Origin of the sequence: Meiothermus taiwanensis WR-220 (genome assembly GCF_003568585.1) — a bacterium.
GTDB classification, from domain to species: Bacteria; Deinococcota; Deinococci; order Deinococcales; family Thermaceae; genus Meiothermus; species Meiothermus taiwanensis.
Genome location: NZ_CP021130.1, coordinates 1,642,190 through 1,658,841 on the forward strand (window position 1 = coordinate 1,642,190; position 16,652 = coordinate 1,658,841).

Genomic DNA, 16,652 nt, shown 5'->3' on the forward strand with positions numbered 1-16,652 from the left:
GCCGCGGGTAGCCGGTGGCTTAATCGGCTACTCGCATCTGTGAGGTAGAAGATGAAACTCGAGTACAAGGGTCAAGAAAACGTTCAGGCCAGCCCCGAAAAAGTCTGGAGCTTCATCCAGGATCCCCAGAAAGTAGCCTCCTGCCTGCCCGACCTCAAGAGCGTGGAGATCAAAGACGACAAAAACATGGTTGCCACCGTAGGGGTGGCGGTGGGGCCTGTGCGGGGTACCTTCAAGTTCAACATCGAGCTCGACCCCCGCCCAGAGGAAAACAAAATGATGGTGCGCATCCGTGGCGGCGGGCTGGGCAGCGCCGTCGACCTTACCGCCAGCGCCGATATTAAGGGCCAGGACGACCAGACCACCCTGCTCGACTGGCAGGGCCAGGCCACCGTAAGCGGCCCCGCCGCTACGGTGGGGGGGCGGGTGCTGGACGCCCAGGCCAGGCGGCTTATCGAGACGGTATTTGCCAACATGGGCCAAAAAATGAGCGAAGCTTAGTCGCCCGTTTTGTGATTAGCGGATGATTTTCCAGTTTGATCTGGCTTTAGGCTTGATAGATGGACATCTACAGCAGAATCGCCGAGCTCAAGCAGAGCGGCCAGTCCTTTGCGCTGGCTACGGTGGTCTCGCGCCAGGCCCCGGTCTCCTCGCACTTGGGCGACAAGGCCATCATCTTTGAGGATGGGCGCTTTGAAGGGTATGTGGGGGGGGCCTGTTCGCGTGAGATTGTGCGCAAGCAGGCCCTCGAGGTCTTGCGCTTGGGCAAGCCCCGGCTGGTCAGGATTACCCCGGAGGCGGCGGCTAAAACCGTGCTCGAGCACGCCGACGAGGTGGTCATTCCCATGACCTGCGCCAGCGAGGGCGCCGTGGACGTCTACATCGAGCCCCTGGTCGGCAAAGCCCGCTTGCTGGTGGTGGGGGGTTCGCAAATCGCCCTCACCACTGCCCAGATAGCCGCCCGCATGAACTACACCGTCACCCTGGCCTGCGATAAGCCCGAGCTGGCCGGGGTGAGCCTCGAGTCCGAGATTCAGGTGCTGGACTGGCGCGAGCTGGGGAGCTGGCTCGACGCGCAAAACCCCGCCAAAACTCACATCGTGGTGGCCTCCCAGGGCCACTACGACGAAGATGCCCTGATGCTCATCGCCCAGCACATGCCCCGCCCGGCCTACCTGGGGCTGGTGGCGAGCCGCAAGCGCGGGGCCACGGTGCTGGACAACCTGGAAATGCTGGGGGTGCCCAAAACCACCTTCCCCCAGCTCAAATACCCCGCCGGGCTCGACCTGGGGGGGCGCGGGCGCGACGAGGTGGCCATCTCGATCCTGGCCGAGATCATCTCGCTCAAGCACCAAAAGGCCGCCCAGGAAGTAGCCGTCGAGGCCCCCCCAAACCCCTTGCGGGCGATCGAGCAGGTTCAAGCCATCGCAGCCGATACGCCGGTGGTTTCAGCGCCCACCGCCATCCCCAGTGGTATGGCCATCGACCCCACCAGCGGCGAGATGATCGAAATCGCCAAAGCCGTCAGCGCCGAGTACCAGGGCCAGATCTACTACTTTAGCTGTCCCAACTGCCGCGCCAAGTTCCTCAAGAACCCGGAAAAGTACCTGAAGGATAGGGCATGAACCCGGCTGAGCAGAATCCGCTTCTACAGAGCGTCGAGGGCATCCAGGCCGTCCTGCGTGAGCGCAACTACATCGCCGACCTGCCCCTGGCCACCGCCCTGCGGCTGGTGATGGCCCTGCGAAAGCCGCTGCTGGTCGAGGGACCGGCGGGGGTGGGCAAAACCCAGGTCGCCAAAACCCTGGCCGAGGTGCTGGACACCCGGCTGATTCGGCTGCAGTGCTACGAGGGCCTCGACACCGCCCAGGCCCTGTACGAGTGGAACTACCCCAAGCAGATGCTGCACATCCGCCTGACCGAGAACTCGGGCGAGAGCGTGGCCCAGCGCGAGGCCGAGATTTTCAGTGAGGCCTACCTGCTGCGCCGCCCGCTGCTCGAGGCCATCTTGCAGGATCGGCCCCCGGTGCTGCTGATTGACGAGATAGACCGCACCGACGAGGAGTTCGAGGCTTTCTTGCTCGAGCTTTTAGCCGAGTTCCAGGTCACCATCCCCGAGCTCGGCACCCTCAAGGCCCGGCACCGGCCCTACGTGATCCTGACCTCCAACCGCAGCCGCGAGCTATCGGACGCCCTCCGGCGGCGCTGCTTGTACCTGTGGCAGAACTACCCCAGCTTTGAAAAAGAGGTGGAGATCATCCGGGCCCGGCTACCGGGCATCAACGAGCGGCTGGCGCAAAAAATTGCAAGGGTGGTGGCCCACCTGCGCGAGCTGCCCCTGAACAAAGCCCCCGGCGTGGCCGAGAGCCTGGACTGGGCCGAGGCGCTGCTCTCGCTGCACAAGGACTCGCTCGATATGAGCATTCTCGAGCAGACCTGGGGCGTAATCATCAAGGACAAAGACGACCTGGCCCTGGTGGAAGCCCATAAAGCCCGCCTTGCCGAGCTGGTCGTCTAGCACCGTCTCCGGCGGTTATGTCGTCTTTTCCTCAGCAAGACGGTTTTCCTCACGGCGACCTGCTAAAAAACCTGGTGGCCTTCGGGGAATACCTGCGCCGCACCGCCCAGCAGTTCAAGATCGGGCCCCAGGAAATACAGGACGGCTTGCGCGCGCTCGAGGCCGTTCACCTGGGCAGCCTGCAGGAGGTTCGCCAGGCCCTCAAGCTGGTCATGTGCAGCAGCCTCGAGCAGGAGCGGGTGTTCGATGACCTGTTCTTTCAGTTCTTCCTCTCGGGCCGGCAGCGTCCGGCAGCCCCCAGCCACCCCCACAAAGCCACCCCCGGCGGCCCGGAGGAAGGCCATGAGCCGATACCGGCCCGTCAGTCTTCCCCTCCCGAACACCCGGAGGGCTCAGGGGATCTGAACGGTAAGGGCCGGCCACACCCCCACGAAGACACCCAGGCCGACTGGGCCGCCCCCCTGCTCAAGGCCATGTTCAGCCGTATCGAAGGGGCCGAGGCCCCGGAAGTGGAGATACCCCAACAAGACCTCGAGGCCATGTTGCAGGCAGCCACCCAGATGGTCAACCAGGTGCGCCTGGGGCGCAGCCGCCGCTGGAAGCTGGCCAGCAAAGGGCCGCGCTTTCACCTGCGGCGCACCCTGCGCAAAGCCCTGCACACCGGCGGCGACCCCATCTACCCCGCCTGGCAGCACCACCCCAGACGCCAGCCCCGCTTTATATTCGTGCTCGACGGGAGCCGCTCGATGCAGGACTACGCCGACCGGCTGTTGCAGTTTGCCTATGCCCTGCGGATGCGCTGCAACCGGGTCGAGGTCTTTGTTTTCTCCACCCAGATGGAGCGCATAACCCGCCAGCTCGAAAAAGCCAAAAGCCTTTCCGAGCGGCCCCGGCTCCACCGGCTGGGCCGGGCCTGGGGCGGCGGCACCAGCATTGGGGAAAACCTGTTGCGGCTCGAGCAGCAGTACGGCAGCCTGATTCGCGGCGACAGCATCGTAATTGTAGCCAGCGACGGGCTGGATACCGGAGCACCAGAGATCCTGGAACTTGCCCTGCGAAAAATCCGCCAGCGCAGCGCCGCCCTGATCTGGCTCAACCCCCTGCTCAGCCAGAAGGGCTACGACCCTCGAGCCAACTGCATGAACACAGCCCTGCCCTACCTCGACCGCTTCTGCAACGCCGAAGACCCCGCAGCCTTCGCCCGGCTTACCCAGCGGCTCAGGTTGCGCAAGTAGCCTGATTCACGGCGCTATCCCAGCAGCTCACCCCAGTTGGTCGGCGGGCAGGGCTGGGTGTAGTCGGTGTCCATCTGGGCGAGCTGCAGCCTGCCAGAGTACTCCTCGTTCACCGCCTGCCAGTAGGTGTACTCCTCGATCACCCAGATCCCGCTCTCGCGCGCCCCGTTGCCGCTGCCCCGGATACCCCCAAAGGGCAGGTGGGCCTCGGCCCCCACGGTGGAGTTGTTGATGCTGGTCATGCCGGCCCTAATCTCGGTTTTGAAGCGGTAGGCCCAGTCCCGGCGGTTGGTGTAGACCGCGCTCGAGAGCCCGTAGGGGTGGGCGTTGGCCGCCTGGATGGCCTCGTCCAGCCCGTCCACCCGCACCAGGTTGATGGTCGGGCCGAAGATCTCCTGCTCAAACTGCCGCATCCCCGGCCGGGCCTCCCAGACCGTAGGCCAGCCGAACAGGCCCGCCTCGGGGTCGCCTTTGAAGCGAGGGTAGGGGCTGGAGGCGGTGATGCGGCCCTTGCCAAAAAGCAACCTGGCCCCGTCGGCCTCTCCCCAGCTATAGTGCTCCATCCAGCGCTCGTACAGGCGGGCGTTGATAAAAGGCCCGTAGGTGACCTCGGGGTGCTCGAGCGGGTTCCCCACCACCGTAGACTCGGTTTTTTCCAGGAAGCGCTTTTTGAACTCCTCGTAAATGGGCGCGTCTACGATGATGTTGCCGGCGCTGGTGCAGCGCTGGCCGCCGGTGGCGAAAGCGCTCCACCAGGCCCCTTCCACGGCCAGCTCGAGGTCGCTGTCGCGCAGCACCACCAAAGGGTTTTTCCCGCCGAGCTCGAGGGTCGGGCGCAGCAGGTTGCGGCCCGCCACCTCGCCAATCCAGCGCCCCACCGCGGTGCTTCCGGTAAAGGCAAACTTGTTCAGAAGCCCCTCGTCCATCAGCTCCACCAGCCACTGGCCCGTGGAGTCCTTGCCCCCCCCAAAGACCACGTTGATCACCCCAGGGGGCAGGCCCGCCTCCTCAAAAAGCTTCACCAGAACATACGACAAGGCCGGGGAATCGTCGGAGGGCTTCCAGACCACGGTGTTCCCGGTCAGAACGGCCGGGATCAGCTTCCAGGAGGGCACCGCGATGGGGAAGTTGCCCGCCGTGATCATCCCTACCACCCCGAGGGGCCGGCGGAAGGTGAAGAGCTCCTTGTTCTTCATCTCGCTGGGCACGGTCTGGCCGTAGAGCCGGCGGCCTTCCGAGGCGAAGAAGATCGCGGTGTCGATGGCCTCCTGCACATCCCCACCGGCTTCCTTGAAGGTCTTGCCCACCTCGCGCACCATCAGCCGCACCAGGGTGGCTTTTTCACGGGTCAGCACCTCGGCCAGGTTCATCAGCACCGCCCCGCGCACCGGGGCCGGGGTGCGCGACCAGTCCTGGAAGGCTTTCTGGGCTGCCCGAGCCGCTTTACGCAGGGTTTCTTTGGAGGCTTCGGGGAAACGGGCGATTAGGTCGGCATGGTCGGCGGGGTTGCGGCGCTCGAGCAGCCGGCCCTCGAAGACCTCTTCTCCCCCGATCAGGTGACCTATTTCCAGGGCTTTGCCGTATTTGCTCGGGTGTGTCTGCATACTTCACTTCTCCACAGAGCTGAGTTTTTCCCGCAGGGCTTCCGCCGTGGCCGGGGGCACCAGCTTGGAGACGTCGCCCCCGTAGCGGGCAATCTCCTTGACCATGGTGGAGGAGACAAACGACCAGCGGGTGGCGGCCATGATGAAAAAGGTCTCCGGGTGGTTGCCGTACTGGCGGTTCAGGTGGGCCATTTGCAGCTCGTTCTCGTAGTCGGAGACCGCCCGCAGCCCCTTGACGATGACCCTCGAGCCAATCTGCTTCATGTACTCGGCCAGAAGGCCGTGGAAGGTATCCACTTCCACGTTGGAAAGCCGGGCCGAGGCCACCGCCCGTCGGATGATCTCCACACGCTCCAGGGGCGTGAACAGCCATAGCCCCCGCTTGGAGGGGTTCTCGAGCACCGCCACCGTGACCTTTGCGAAGTGCCTCGAGGCCCGCTGGATTACGTCAAAATGCCCGTTGTGCAAAGGGTCAAAACTGCCTGGGTAAACCACGTGCATAGTGCCTCGCTTTCGGCCCGTATCTTCACATGGAAAAGCGCCTCGGGTCAAACCCTCGGCCCGACCATCTCGGCCTCGATGATGGTGAGGCAGTTGTAGCCATACACCCGTCGCTCCCCCATCGGCAGGTGCAGGTCGCTGGGGTGTTGCAGGATGTACAGCCCCCCCGCTTCGACCACCCGCGCCTCGAGCAGCCTTTCAAAGTCTTGCAGCAGGTCGTGGGGATAGGGCGGGGCCATAAAAGCCACCGTGAAAAGCAGGCCCTGGCGCCTGGCTTCCTGCAAGTAGCGCTCCACCGGCACCCCCTCGATCCTGACCTTCAGGCGGGCCTTGGTGGCATTCTCCCGCAAAAACTGAATGGCCTGCCGATCCTTTTCCACCAGGGTGGTTTCAAAGCCCTCCGAAGCGGCCTCGAGGCCCACCGCGCCACTACCCGCGTACAAATCCAGGAAACGGCCCCGGCGGGGATACCTAAAGCGCAAAAAGTCGAAGAGGGCCTTGCGCAGGCGCACCGGGCTGGGCCGCGCCGAGTCTGGCACCTTCAGGGCCACCCCTTTGGCGGTTCCACCCAAAATTCGCAACATAACGAGTTACTGACCCGGCACGCGGGTGGGGATTTGCACGATGTCCGGGTTACGGAACCAGATCTGGCACTGCACGCCCTGGCTCTGGGTGGGCCGAACCCGCACCTCAAAGCGGCTGCTGGCCCCGTTGACCAGGCTTCGCACGGCAATTGGGGCCGAGTTGGTGCCATACACCTTCCGGTTCGGAACCCCGTTGACCGTGGTAACAACCTTGTCCACCACCCGTAGGTTGACGCGCACGTTGTTGAGCGTCTGGCCCGACTGGTTGACCACAGTTCCCCGGGCAATCATTACCCCGGCGCTGGGCGTACAGCTCCACTCAGTTACGCGCAACTTGTACACCACCCCCTGCGCACAGCCCAGGCCCAAAAACAAGAAGATTCCCAAAGCGATGAGGCTTAATCTCATAGCCGCAATGTTACCAAATATCCGCTATTCAGCACCTCAACGGGGGTTGGGCACCAGGGTAGCAATCTGGACGACTCGAGGGTTGCGGAACCACAGCTCACAGCGGCTCACCGTATCGAAGTTGGTACGAACCCGCAGCTCAAAGCGGGCCGACTCCCCTGGCATCAGGTTGCGATCCTGCAAAGGCGCCGAGTTGGTAGCCATGCGCAGCCCTGGGCCAATAATCCGGGCGTTCACCCGCAAGTCCTGCAAGGGCCGGTTGCTGATGTTGCGCACCGTGCCCTGAATCAGCACCCCTCGCGAAAAGGCCTGGCAGCTCCACGACAGCACCCTTAAGCGGTAAGGGCTCGACTGCGCGGCCGCCATCCCAACAACCGCGAGGGTGCCGATAAGCACTAAAAAACGCTTCATAACCCGAACCGTTTTGTACGGATACCCTGGAAAGGCTCCCGACCCTGCCCTACAGTCTGTAGGGCTTTAGTTTAACCCTTTACGAGTTTTACCGAGCGTTATTTTAACCTGGTGAGAACCCTCGGGTTGGCACGAGCTGTATGGTTTGAGTTGGTCGAGGAGACTGGATTCGAACCAGCGACCCCCTGCTCCCGAAGCAGGTGCGCTACCAGGCTGCGCTACTCCTCGGCGCCAGCGAGTACTGAGTATAGAGCGGACGTGACGCTTTGTCTAGGCCGCTGGGTGGTTCTCATGGTAGGGGTTGTGTTTAGATGAAGCAGGTCTTAATGCAACACCAAACAAACTAGAGTTACTTAACCCGTATCTTGAAAGTTAGCGTCATAAACACCCTTGCAGGGGCCACCTTTCTAAGAGAACATTAGAGGAAACTGGATGATACGCTGGCTCGGTCTGCTAATAATCGTTATTCTAGCCGCCTGCAACACCGATAGCGCAGGCCCCCTTACCCACGACGGCCCCAACCCCAGCCGTACTGGTGTGTGGTCAGATCCCAGCACCTGGCCCAGCGGACAGCTACCCCGCGCCGGCGAGGTGGTGGTGATTCCCCGCAATCTGGCCGTGGTGCTCGACATGAACCCACCCCCCCTCAAGGGCCTGACCATCAACGGCGTTCTGCGCTTCGATAATCGAGACCTGGAGCTGAGCGCCGACTGGATTATGGTGCATGGGAAGCTCGAGGTCGGCACCCCCAGCCAGCCCTTCCGCAACCGCGCCGTCATCACCCTCACCGGCAACAACCCCAACGAAGACCAGATGGGCATGGGCACCAAGGTGCTGGGGGTGATGGGCGGTATCTTAGACCTCCACGGCGAGCCGCGCAAGGGCTGGACCCAACTGGCCCAGACCGCACCCGCCGGCGCCACCCAGATCACCGTACTGGACGCCAGCGGCTGGCGCGTGGGAGACCGCATTGTGCTGGCTTCCACCGACTACAACCCCCGGCAGGCCGAGGTGCGCACCATCCAGGCAATCAGCGGCAATACCATTACCCTGGACGCCCCCCTCAGATACCCCCATTTTGGTGAGGTTACCTACGGGGTCGATCAGCGGGCCGAGGTAGGGCTGCTTTCCCGCAACATCCTGATCCGGGGGGACGATTCGTCGAGCAGCTCCGGTTTTGGAGGCCACATCATGGCCATGATGGGCAGCATCATGCGGGTCTCTGGGGTAGAGCTGTATCGCATGGGACAGCGCAACTTGCTGGCCCGCTACCCCATCCACTGGCACCTGATGGGCAATGCCGCTGGGCAGTACATCAAGCACTCCTCCATCCACGAAAGCTTCAACCGCTGTGTGACCATCCATGGCACCAGCGGGGTGGAGGTCGTGGGTAATGTGGCCTATAACACCCTGGGCCACTGCTACTTCCTCGAGGACGGCGCCGAGAGCAAAAACCGGCTCGAGGGCAACCTGGGCATCCTGACCCGCAAACCCGACCCAGCCAAGGGCGAACAGGGTGTAATCCCCACCGACAAAACCCCGGCCACCTTCTGGATCACCCACCCCGACAACATCGTGCGGAACAACGTGGCCGCCGGCTCCGACCACACCGGCTTCTGGTACGCATTGCCCGAAAACCCCACCGGCCCCTCGGCCACCACCAGCATCTGGCCCCGCCGCACCCCATTGGGTGAGTTCTCGGGGAATGTGGCCCACTCCAACTGGGATGGCCTGATGGTCGACCGCGGCCCAAACAAAAACACCCTGGAATCGGAGACCACCTATTACAACCCCCGCACCAACCCCGGCAACCCCAGCAACAACGACAGCGAAAACCCACCTGTATTGGCTGAGTTCAAAAACTTTACCGCCTACAAAAACCGTAACAATGCAGCCTGGCTGCGCGGTATTAACCACAAAGTCACCGGGGCCAGGCTGGCCGACAACGCCATTGGCGTAACCTTCGCCTCCCAGGAGAGCACGCTGGAGGACTCGCTCATCGTCGGCGACAGCGAGAACAAGGGCTTCCCAGAAAACTGGGAGTTTCGCGGTGTGGATGGCCGCAGCCTCCCGCGACCCTGGGCCGCTGGTAGCGGGGGCCCCATCGCGGACAATTTCCCCATTCGCGGCTTCGAGTTCTACGACGGTAAAGTTGGCTTCCGCAATGTACAGTTCATCAACTTCCAACCCTTGCGAATCCACAATGCCCAGGGCAGCCACACCACCACCCGCGAAGCCAGCGCCATGAGCTATCTGCGCTTCACCGCTTTCGCCATTGACAGCCGCAACTTTGCCCAGGGCGCTCGATTCACCAACGCCAAACCCGTATACCTGCCCCCACGCCCCGAGCCCACCCCTGAAGAAATCGCCGAAGATAAGAATGCCGACGGATACCGGGGCGCGGTTTTTGTGGATATCGACGGTTCGGTGGGGGGCCGCCCCGGCCATACCATCGTGCTCAATACGCCCTTCCTGCTCGATACCAACTGCGAAATTAGGACTGATTGGAACGCCGGAATTTGCAACTACAGCTACGGTCGTCTGTATATTTACAACCAGAGCGGCGGCAACATCGCCCCGGTCTCCCTGAGCCGCAACGACGGCAGTCATCCGGTCTTCCGCATGTGGGGCAAGCCCCAAGAGGGGGCCAACACCGAGTTTGGGGCCACCGTGATCAAGGGGCGCAGCTACACGCTCAGCCTAACCGGAGACGTACCCAACAAGCTCAGGTTGCGCTTTGACGACAGTGCACCGGGGGAGTTCATCAACCTGGCCATCCCTTACAGTGGGGAGCCGTTCATCTACCGCGATTACTGGATAGACAACCGCAATAAACTGCCTCGAGCGGCCTCGCGAGCCGATTTCGATAACAGCACCGGAGACCGTTACTGGGCCGAGGGCGGTACGTTGTGGGTGAAACTGGTGGTACGCAACCAGCCGGGACGCGACTGGGCGGTGCTGGATATTTGCCGTAACGATCTATGTAGGTGAACCCACTGGGTTCGGTTAGTTCGACACCAAAGGGATACGCTGTGCATAGCAAGGGGTGTGCGCTAGGATTCAGGAAAATAGCCCCTGGAGATCTTTGCTTTGGATGGCTATCTTTTTGAATCCGCTATTTAGGATCTATCCAACAAGTCCGCGGGTTTCGCATAACCTGTGAAAAAGAACTTATAATGGCGAGCGGCAATGAGTAGCCGTTAGGTTGGCAAAACGCTAAATGCACGGAGGCAAGTGTGAACCTACACGAATATCAGGCCAAAGAGATCCTCGCCAAGTACGGCATCCCGGTTCCCCCCGGCAAGATCGCCTTTACTGCCGACGAGGCCAAGCAAATCGCCAGCGAGTACGGCGACCTGGTGGTTATCAAAGCCCAGGTGCACACAGGTGGGAGAGGCAAAGCCGGGGGCGTTAAGCTAGCCCGAACCCCTGAAGAGGCCCGCGAAAAGGCTGCCCAGATACTGGGCCTTAACATCAACGGCTTTATTACCAAGAAAGTCCTGGTAGCCAAGGGGCTGCACATCGCAAAGGAATACTACGCAGGCATGATCCTGGATCGGGTAAGCCAGCGGGTGGTGTTGATGCTCTCCAAAGAGGGTGGTGTGGACATCGAAGAGGTGGCGGCGGCCCGCCCCCACGCCCTGATCAAATATCCCATCGACCCCCATAAGGGCCTGCGTCCCTTCGAAGCGCGGGAGCTGGTCAAGCGCGCCGGCATGGAGGGCAACCTCAACAAGCTGGCCGATGTGCTGGTCAAGCTCTACCAGGCTTATGTAGGCATCGATGCCTCTACCGCCGAGATCAACCCACTGGTGATCACCGACTCTGGCGAGGTGGTTGCCGCCGACGCCAAAATTGTGCTCGACGACAACGCGCTTTACCGCCACCCCGATCTGACCCCCCTGCGTGAGTTCGAGGCCGAGCACCCCCTCGAGGTCGAGGCATCCAACTACGGCTTTAGCTATGTCAAGCTCGACGGAAACATCGGCGTGATCGGCAACGGCGCAGGACTGGTCATGTACACCCTGGATCTGGTTCAGCGCTGCGGCGGCAAGGCGGCCAACTTCCTAGATATCGGAGGCGGTGCCAAAGCCGACATCGTGTACAACGCACTCAAGGTGGTGCTTAAAGACCCCGACGTGAAAGGTGTCTTCATCAACATTTTTGGAGGCATAACCCGCGCCGACGAGGTGGCCAAGGGGGTCATCCGCGCGCTGGACGAAGGCCTCCTCACCAAACCAGTGGCTATGCGCGTCGCCGGTACTGCTGAAGAAGAAGCCAAAGCCCTTCTGAAAGGCCGCCCCGTGTATATGTATCCCACCTCGGTGGAAGCCGCCAAAGCCATCATCTCGATGACGGGAGGTACGAAGTGAGCATTCTTGTTAATAAAGACACCCAGGTCATCGTACAGGGCATCACCGGACGCGAAGGGGCCTTCCACACCGAGGCCATGATGAAGGCTGGCACCAAGGTGGTTGCGGGTGTAACCCCTGGCAAAGGAGGCCAGACCATGCTGGGCGTGCCGGTCTACGATACCGTAAAGGAAGCCACCAAACATCACCGGGTGGACGCTTCTATTATCTTTGTGCCCGCTCCAGCCGCGGCCGATGCGGCCCTCGAGGCGGCGCACGCCGGTGTGCCCTTGGTGGTGCTGATCACTGAGGGCATCCCCACCCTGGATATGGTCAAAGCCGTGGCCGAGATCAAGGCCATGCAGAACGTCCGCCTAATTGGGGGCAACTGCCCCGGCCTTATCACCCCCGAAGAGTGCAAGCTGGGCATCATGCCCGCCAGCGTATTCAAGAAAGGTCGGGTTGGGCTGATCTCCCGCTCGGGCACCGTCACCTATGAAACCGCCAAGGCCCTGTCGGACGCAGGGTACGGCATCTCCACCTGCATTGGTATCGGCGGTGACCCCATCATCGGCACCACCTTCAAGGATCTGCTGCCCCTTTTCAACGAAGACCCAGAAACCCACGCGGTCGTGCTTTGTGGTGAGATTGGCGGCTCCGACGAGGAAGATGCCGCTGCCTATGTTAAGGAGCACATGAAGAAGCCGGTGGTGGGTTTTATCGGTGGGCGAAGCGCCCCCAAGGGCAAGAAAATGGGCCACGCTGGGGCCATCATTATGGGAAGTGTTGGCACCCCGGAAAGCAAGCTGGCCGCCTTCGCCGAGGCCAACATACCCGTGGCCGATACCATCGACGACATCGTGGAGCTGGTACGCGCCAAACTTGGCTAGCAGCTTGTAGCAGAAACCCGACGGGGTCGCGAGCAACCCTGTCGGGTTTGCTCTAGGATTCAATAAAGATAACCTCTGGAGGTTTTTGCTTTGGATAATCCGGTATCAACCGCTGGCTGCCCGGACTTTTGAACGGATTGGTTTGATGGTGGTCGCCATCAAAGGCCAAAGGCATCAAAAAACCGCGTTCGCACCAGACCGAGAAAACTACCCAGGGGTTGCCGGAACACCGTCAGCAGCAACAGCATGGCCACAATGGCATAGGTGGGGTTTGCTTCCAAACGCCAGATGTAAGGGTGCCAGCGTAGAGGAAGAAAACTTTGCAATATTTTGGAGCCATCCAAGGGTGGAATAGGTAGCAGGTTGAACACTGCCAAGGTCAGGTTGATGCTGGCTGCCACAACCATAGCCTGGGCCACGATTAGAAGCCCATGGCTGGGATTCTCTAAAAGACCGGATACAAGCATCCAGCGTAGCAGTCCGGCGAGTAGGGCGGCGATGCATAAGTTGATGCAAATTCCCGCTATCGAGACCACAAAAAGCCCAAGGCGATACTGGCGAAAGTTGGGTGGATAAATCGGCACGGGCTTAGCCCAGCCAAAGCCAACCAGGAGAATCATAATTGAGCCGATGAGATCCAGGTGCTTGATGGGATTGAGGGTTACCCGGCCCTGGTCTTTAGCGGTCGAATCGCCCATCCACAGCGCCGTGATCGCGTGCCCCCACTCGTGCAGTGCCAAGGAAACTAGCAGCACCAGCACCACCAGGCCGAAAGCCAGGGGGTCGGTTTGCAGAAGCGGTAGTAAGCCCATCTACAAGCCAATCGCAGCGAATAGGTTGTTTAGCAAACCACCCAGGCCCTCCCGGATGGCCGGCAGGATCCCGGTCAGATTCAAAACCAGGAAGATAAGGAAGAAGCCTACAAAGCCGTAGCTTTGTAGCTGATCCATAAAACGCCGCGCCTCAGGGCTACCAATCGCATATACCACCCTTGCCCCATCCAGGGGAGGTACAGGGAACAGAAAAACCGCGGCGTGGCTGATCATCAAGGAACCGGCTATTGTAAAGCCCAGGGCGATGCTCGAGGTCGCCGGCCCCAGGCTGTCCAGAAGCCTTCCAAATAAGATGTAGAAGAAAGCAGCCACAAAAAAACCCAGCGGCCCCATCAGCGCAGTTTGGGCTCCTTTGGAACCAAACAACCGCCAGGGAACCAGGCGTGGAAAACCAAAGCCAAGAAGCGCCAGAAAAATCAGACCCAGACCATCCAGGTGCACTCGAGGCTCAACGGTCAGAAAACCGTAACGCCTGGGCTCGCTGTCCCTGTAACGATCAGCTAGATAGGCTTGAAACAGGTTATGGACAACCAGACCAAAGGCAGCCGCAGCAAAGGCCACCAGATAGGCCAAAGGATCTCTACCTAGGAGCTCAAAGAAAAACATGTCGTTACTAGTTTACGGGTTTACAAGCGTTTAGGTTAGCTCCGGCAAAACATTGCGTGGCGCTGAAAAAGCATCCAGCCCTTAGGGTAGATAGGCCAGCGGGTTGCGAGCAGCCCCACCAACCCGCACCTCGAAGTGCAGGTGCGGGCCCGTGCTCCACCCCGTCGAGCCCACATAACCGATGAGGTCTCCCCTATCTACCCACTGCCCTGGGCGAACCACAATCCGCGACATGTGGGCATAAAGGGTCTCCTGTGCCCCGCCGTGGTTGATAATGACGTGCAAGCCATAACCATAGCGGCTCCACCCGGCAGTATCGATCTGTCCAGCCCTGGCCGCGTAAACGGGTGTGCCTGCAGGTGCGGCCAGATCGATGCCGGTATGAAAGCGCTGGAACACACCGCGCCGCCCAAAGTAGGTGGTGATGGTAAAGTTTGAGATCGGCCAGCGGTAGCCGGCCGCAGCCACCACCGCATTGGCCGGGCGCAGGCGGGGCTGACTTTGCGTCTGTTGTTGCAGGCGCGCCCTTGATTGCGCCTGCAAGCGACGCTGCTCGGCCAACTGCTTTTGTCGGGCCTCCTCCTGCTTGCGGCGCTGCTCCGCCAGTCGACGGGCTTCCTCTTCGCGGGCCCGGCGCTCAGCTTCCTGAATTTGCAGGAGACGCTGATAGGTTGCCCTGGCCTGCACCCTGGGCAGCAAGACCATATCGCCGGCTCGCACATCGGTGGGCGAGTCCAGTCCGTTGGCCTTGGCCACTTCGGTAACCGAAAGACCAAAACGCTGAGCCAGATCGTGGATGGTCTCCCCTTTTTTGAGCTGCAGCAGCAAACCGGGCTCCCCCGTAGGAATGTACAAGGTGGAGCCCACATCGAGACGATCCAGGCTTTGTAAGCCTGGATTTGCCGAAACCAGCCCCAGAATGGTCAGGTCGAAACGCCTGGCAATCGACTGCACGGTATCACCGTTGCGCACGATATAGGCTCGAACCCCAGGTGGGAGGCGGGTCTCATTGTTGATCTCTTCAACCAGAGGGATGCGCAGCTCCTGCCCAGGCCGCAACACAGCGCTTTGTAGGCCGCTGCTGTACATGATGGCCCTGGCATCTACCCGGTATCGGCTGGCAATCTGGCTCAGGGTATCACCAGGGCGTACGGTGTAGATCACCCAGCCTTTGCGCGCAGGCGCACCCACTTTGATCTCAGTTCCCGGCAGGTTGGGCTGGGTCAGCCCCAGTGGCAGACTGAAGATTCCCGTCGCCAAGACACTGCTCAAGAGTTCGCTGATAGCCAAGTCAACCTCCGAGGCTGCGCTTTTCTTTGGAAGATCCCTAAAAGCAGCAGCTCCTTTAGCGGAACCTCAGAATGTAGCGCAGAGCATTTTCTGGGTTCCCGATGACTTCCGGTGGAAGTATACCTACTTTCCACCCAAAGTTGCAAGGAACTCTTTATTGGTCTTGGTGCGAGACAGGCGCGCAAGCAGCATTTCCATGGCCTCGGCGGGATCCATATCGGCCAGCACCTTGCGCAAGAGCCACATCTTCTGGATGACCTCCTCGCCCAGCAGCAGCTCCTCGCGGCGGGTGCCCGATTTGAGGATATCGATGGCCGGGAAGATGCGGCGCTCTTCCAGCCGGCGCGAGAGGTGCAGCTCCATGTTGCCGGTGCCCTTGAACTCCTCGAAGATCACATCGTCCATGCGGCTGCCGGTTTCGACCAGGGCCGTAGCCAGGATGGTGAGCGAGCCACCGCCGCGAATGTTGCGGGCCGCCCCCAGGAAGCGCTTGGGGAAGTGCAGGGCGGCGGAGTCCAGACCGCCGGAGAGGGTGCGCCCGGTGGGGGGGTCACCAGGTTGTTGGCCCGGGCCAGACGGGTGATGGAGTCCAGCAGAATCAGAACGTGCCCGCCCTCCTCGACAATCCGGCGGCTCCGCTCGTGCACGAACTCGGCCACCCGGATGTGGTTCTGCGGCGGCTCGTCGAAGGTGGAGGCGATCACCTCGGCCCCCTCGACCGACTCGCGGAAGTCGGTGACCTCTTCGGGGCGCTCGTCAATCAGCAGCACGATCACTTTGATATCGGGCTCGTTTCTGAGCACGGCTCGAGCCACCTTCTTCAAGAGGGTGGTCTTACCGGCCTTGGGCGGCGCCACAATCAGGCCGCGCTGCCCCCGCCCGATGGGTGCCAGCAGGTCTATGACGCGGTTGGAGGACTCCTCCCCGGTGGTCTCGAGGATAATCTGGCGGTCGGGGAACTGCGGAATCAGGTCGTCGAACTTGGGGCGTTTGGCGGCCGCTTCGGGGTCGAGGTTGTTGACCGCCTCGACTTTCATCAGCGTGCCGTAGCGCTCGTTTTCACGGGCCACCCGGGCCTTGCCCACCACATAGTCGCCGGTGCGTAGCTGGTACTGCTTGATCAGGCCCGCCGAAACGATGGCCGTGCGGGAGTCGAGGTCGTAGAGGTCTTCCTGCAAAAAGCCGTAGCCGTCCTGGCTGATCTCCAGGTAGCCCTTGGCAATCACCAGCCCCTCTTCGCTGGCCTCCTGCGAGAGCAAAAGCATGACCAGCTCGTCCTTGGAGAGCTTTTTGTAGTTGGGAATGCCGGCTTCCGCAGCCAGTAGGTGCAGCTCGGGCAGGATGCGGCTCGAAAGCTCCTGGTAGCTCAGAGGAACTTTATTCTCGACTTTGCGGCGTATTTTCTTGCCGGTGCGGGTCA

The 16,652-nt window shown here is 61.4% G+C and carries 15 protein-coding genes, 1 tRNA gene and 1 pseudogene; 7 read left to right on the forward strand and 10 right to left on the reverse strand.

Features of this window, described 5'->3' with window-relative positions; genetic code table 11:
- Positions 1 to 51 precede the first annotated feature (51 nt).
- From MTAI_RS08110 to MTAI_RS08125, 4 genes are read left to right on the forward strand one after another with little or no spacing between them, the layout of a single operon-like run.
- Positions 52 to 501, forward strand: coding sequence for an SRPBCC family protein (locus MTAI_RS08110; protein WP_027887914.1), 450 nt, complete (start codon positions 52 to 54; stop codon positions 499 to 501).
- A 59-nt stretch (positions 502 to 560) separates the two neighbouring features.
- Positions 561 to 1,625: an XdhC family protein gene (locus tag MTAI_RS08115; protein WP_027887913.1), complete on the forward strand. Its 1,065-nt coding sequence runs from the start codon at positions 561 to 563 to the stop codon at positions 1,623 to 1,625.
- Complete coding sequence (locus tag MTAI_RS08120) at positions 1,622 to 2,518, forward strand: AAA family ATPase (RefSeq protein ID WP_027887912.1); 897 nt, start codon at positions 1,622 to 1,624, stop codon at positions 2,516 to 2,518. The genes MTAI_RS08115 and MTAI_RS08120 overlap by 4 nt, the downstream gene beginning before the upstream one ends.
- Positions 2,519 to 2,535: 17 nt before the next feature.
- Positions 2,536 to 3,753: a vWA domain-containing protein gene (locus MTAI_RS08125; RefSeq protein ID WP_036196980.1), complete on the forward strand. Its 1,218-nt coding sequence runs from the start codon at positions 2,536 to 2,538 to the stop codon at positions 3,751 to 3,753.
- A gap of 14 nt (positions 3,754 to 3,767) precedes the next feature.
- On the opposite strand, the gene MTAI_RS08130 is transcribed toward MTAI_RS08125, so the two are convergent.
- From MTAI_RS08130 to MTAI_RS08155, 6 genes are all read right to left on the reverse strand, one after another.
- On the reverse strand, positions 3,768 to 5,357 hold the full coding sequence (locus MTAI_RS08130) for an aldehyde dehydrogenase family protein (protein WP_027887910.1): 1,590 nt from the start codon (positions 5,355 to 5,357) through the stop codon (positions 3,768 to 3,770).
- 3 nt (positions 5,358 to 5,360) lie between these two features.
- On the reverse strand, positions 5,361 to 5,858 hold the full coding sequence (gene coaD, locus MTAI_RS08135; RefSeq protein WP_027887909.1) for a pantetheine-phosphate adenylyltransferase: 498 nt from the start codon (positions 5,856 to 5,858) through the stop codon (positions 5,361 to 5,363).
- 47 nt (positions 5,859 to 5,905) lie between these two features.
- Complete coding sequence (locus tag MTAI_RS08140) at positions 5,906 to 6,442, reverse strand: RsmD family RNA methyltransferase (RefSeq protein ID WP_027887908.1); 537 nt, start codon at positions 6,440 to 6,442, stop codon at positions 5,906 to 5,908.
- Positions 6,443 to 6,448: 6 nt separating this feature from the next.
- Positions 6,449 to 6,850, reverse strand: coding sequence for a hypothetical protein (locus tag MTAI_RS08145; protein WP_027887907.1), 402 nt, complete (start codon positions 6,848 to 6,850; stop codon positions 6,449 to 6,451).
- 36 nt (positions 6,851 to 6,886) lie between these two features.
- The gene (locus MTAI_RS08150; RefSeq protein WP_027887906.1) at positions 6,887 to 7,261 is read right to left on the reverse strand and encodes an FxLYD domain-containing protein; all 375 of its coding nucleotides are present in this window, start codon (positions 7,259 to 7,261) and stop codon (positions 6,887 to 6,889) included.
- Positions 7,262 to 7,412: 151 nt separating this feature from the next.
- Positions 7,413 to 7,489 (reverse strand) — tRNA-Pro (locus tag MTAI_RS08155).
- A gap of 204 nt (positions 7,490 to 7,693) precedes the next feature.
- Here MTAI_RS08155 and MTAI_RS08160 point away from each other — a divergent pair.
- The 3 genes from MTAI_RS08160 (at position 7,694) to sucD (ending at position 12,503) form a co-directional block, all read left to right on the forward strand.
- On the forward strand, positions 7,694 to 10,252 hold the full coding sequence (locus MTAI_RS08160; protein WP_027887905.1) for a G8 domain-containing protein: 2,559 nt from the start codon (positions 7,694 to 7,696) through the stop codon (positions 10,250 to 10,252).
- A 245-nt stretch (positions 10,253 to 10,497) separates the two neighbouring features.
- Positions 10,498 to 11,634: an ADP-forming succinate--CoA ligase subunit beta gene (gene sucC / locus MTAI_RS08165; RefSeq protein WP_027887904.1), complete on the forward strand. Its 1,137-nt coding sequence runs from the start codon at positions 10,498 to 10,500 to the stop codon at positions 11,632 to 11,634.
- Positions 11,631 to 12,503 (forward strand): succinate--CoA ligase subunit alpha, encoded by an 873-nt coding sequence (sucD, locus tag MTAI_RS08170; protein ID WP_027887903.1) that lies wholly within the window; start codon positions 11,631 to 11,633, stop codon positions 12,501 to 12,503. Before sucC ends, sucD begins: the two co-directional genes overlap by 4 nt.
- Positions 12,504 to 12,661: 158 nt before the next feature.
- On the opposite strand, the gene MTAI_RS08175 is transcribed toward sucD, so the two are convergent.
- The 4 genes and pseudogenes from MTAI_RS08175 to rho form a co-directional block, all read right to left on the reverse strand.
- Entirely contained in the window at positions 12,662 to 13,315 is a 654-nt protein-coding gene (locus MTAI_RS08175; RefSeq protein ID WP_027887902.1) for a site-2 protease family protein, read from the reverse strand.
- A complete protein-coding gene (locus tag MTAI_RS08180; RefSeq protein ID WP_027887901.1) occupies positions 13,316 to 13,942 on the reverse strand; it encodes a zinc metalloprotease in 627 nt (208 codons plus the stop codon).
- A gap of 81 nt (positions 13,943 to 14,023) precedes the next feature.
- Positions 14,024 to 15,232 (reverse strand): LysM peptidoglycan-binding domain-containing M23 family metallopeptidase, encoded by a 1,209-nt coding sequence (locus MTAI_RS08185; protein ID WP_051349820.1) that lies wholly within the window; start codon positions 15,230 to 15,232, stop codon positions 14,024 to 14,026.
- Between the two features lie 123 nt (positions 15,233 to 15,355).
- A pseudogene (gene rho, locus MTAI_RS08190) lies at positions 15,356 to 16,632 on the reverse strand (transcription termination factor Rho).
- Between the last annotated feature and the right edge of the window lie 20 nt (positions 16,633 to 16,652).

Coding starts and splice junctions, on each gene's coding strand:
- MTAI_RS08110 (WP_027887914.1), top strand. CDS start 52: ATGAAACTCGAGTACAAGGGTCAAGAAAACGTTCAGGCCAGCCCCGAA.
- MTAI_RS08115 (WP_027887913.1), top strand. CDS start 561: ATGGACATCTACAGCAGAATCGCCGAGCTCAAGCAGAGCGGCCAGTCC.
- MTAI_RS08120 (WP_027887912.1), top strand. CDS start 1,622: ATGAACCCGGCTGAGCAGAATCCGCTTCTACAGAGCGTCGAGGGCATC.
- MTAI_RS08125 (WP_036196980.1), top strand. CDS start 2,536: ATGTCGTCTTTTCCTCAGCAAGACGGTTTTCCTCACGGCGACCTGCTA.
- MTAI_RS08130 (WP_027887910.1), bottom strand. CDS start 5,357: ATGCAGACACACCCGAGCAAATACGGCAAAGCCCTGGAAATAGGTCAC.
- coaD (WP_027887909.1), bottom strand. CDS start 5,858: ATGCACGTGGTTTACCCAGGCAGTTTTGACCCTTTGCACAACGGGCAT.
- MTAI_RS08140 (WP_027887908.1), bottom strand. CDS start 6,442: ATGTTGCGAATTTTGGGTGGAACCGCCAAAGGGGTGGCCCTGAAGGTG.
- MTAI_RS08145 (WP_027887907.1), bottom strand. CDS start 6,850: ATGAGATTAAGCCTCATCGCTTTGGGAATCTTCTTGTTTTTGGGCCTG.
- MTAI_RS08150 (WP_027887906.1), bottom strand. CDS start 7,261: ATGAAGCGTTTTTTAGTGCTTATCGGCACCCTCGCGGTTGTTGGGATG.
- MTAI_RS08160 (WP_027887905.1), top strand. CDS start 7,694: ATGATACGCTGGCTCGGTCTGCTAATAATCGTTATTCTAGCCGCCTGC.
- MTAI_RS08175 (WP_027887902.1), bottom strand. CDS start 13,315: ATGGGCTTACTACCGCTTCTGCAAACCGACCCCCTGGCTTTCGGCCTG.
- MTAI_RS08180 (WP_027887901.1), bottom strand. CDS start 13,942: ATGTTTTTCTTTGAGCTCCTAGGTAGAGATCCTTTGGCCTATCTGGTG.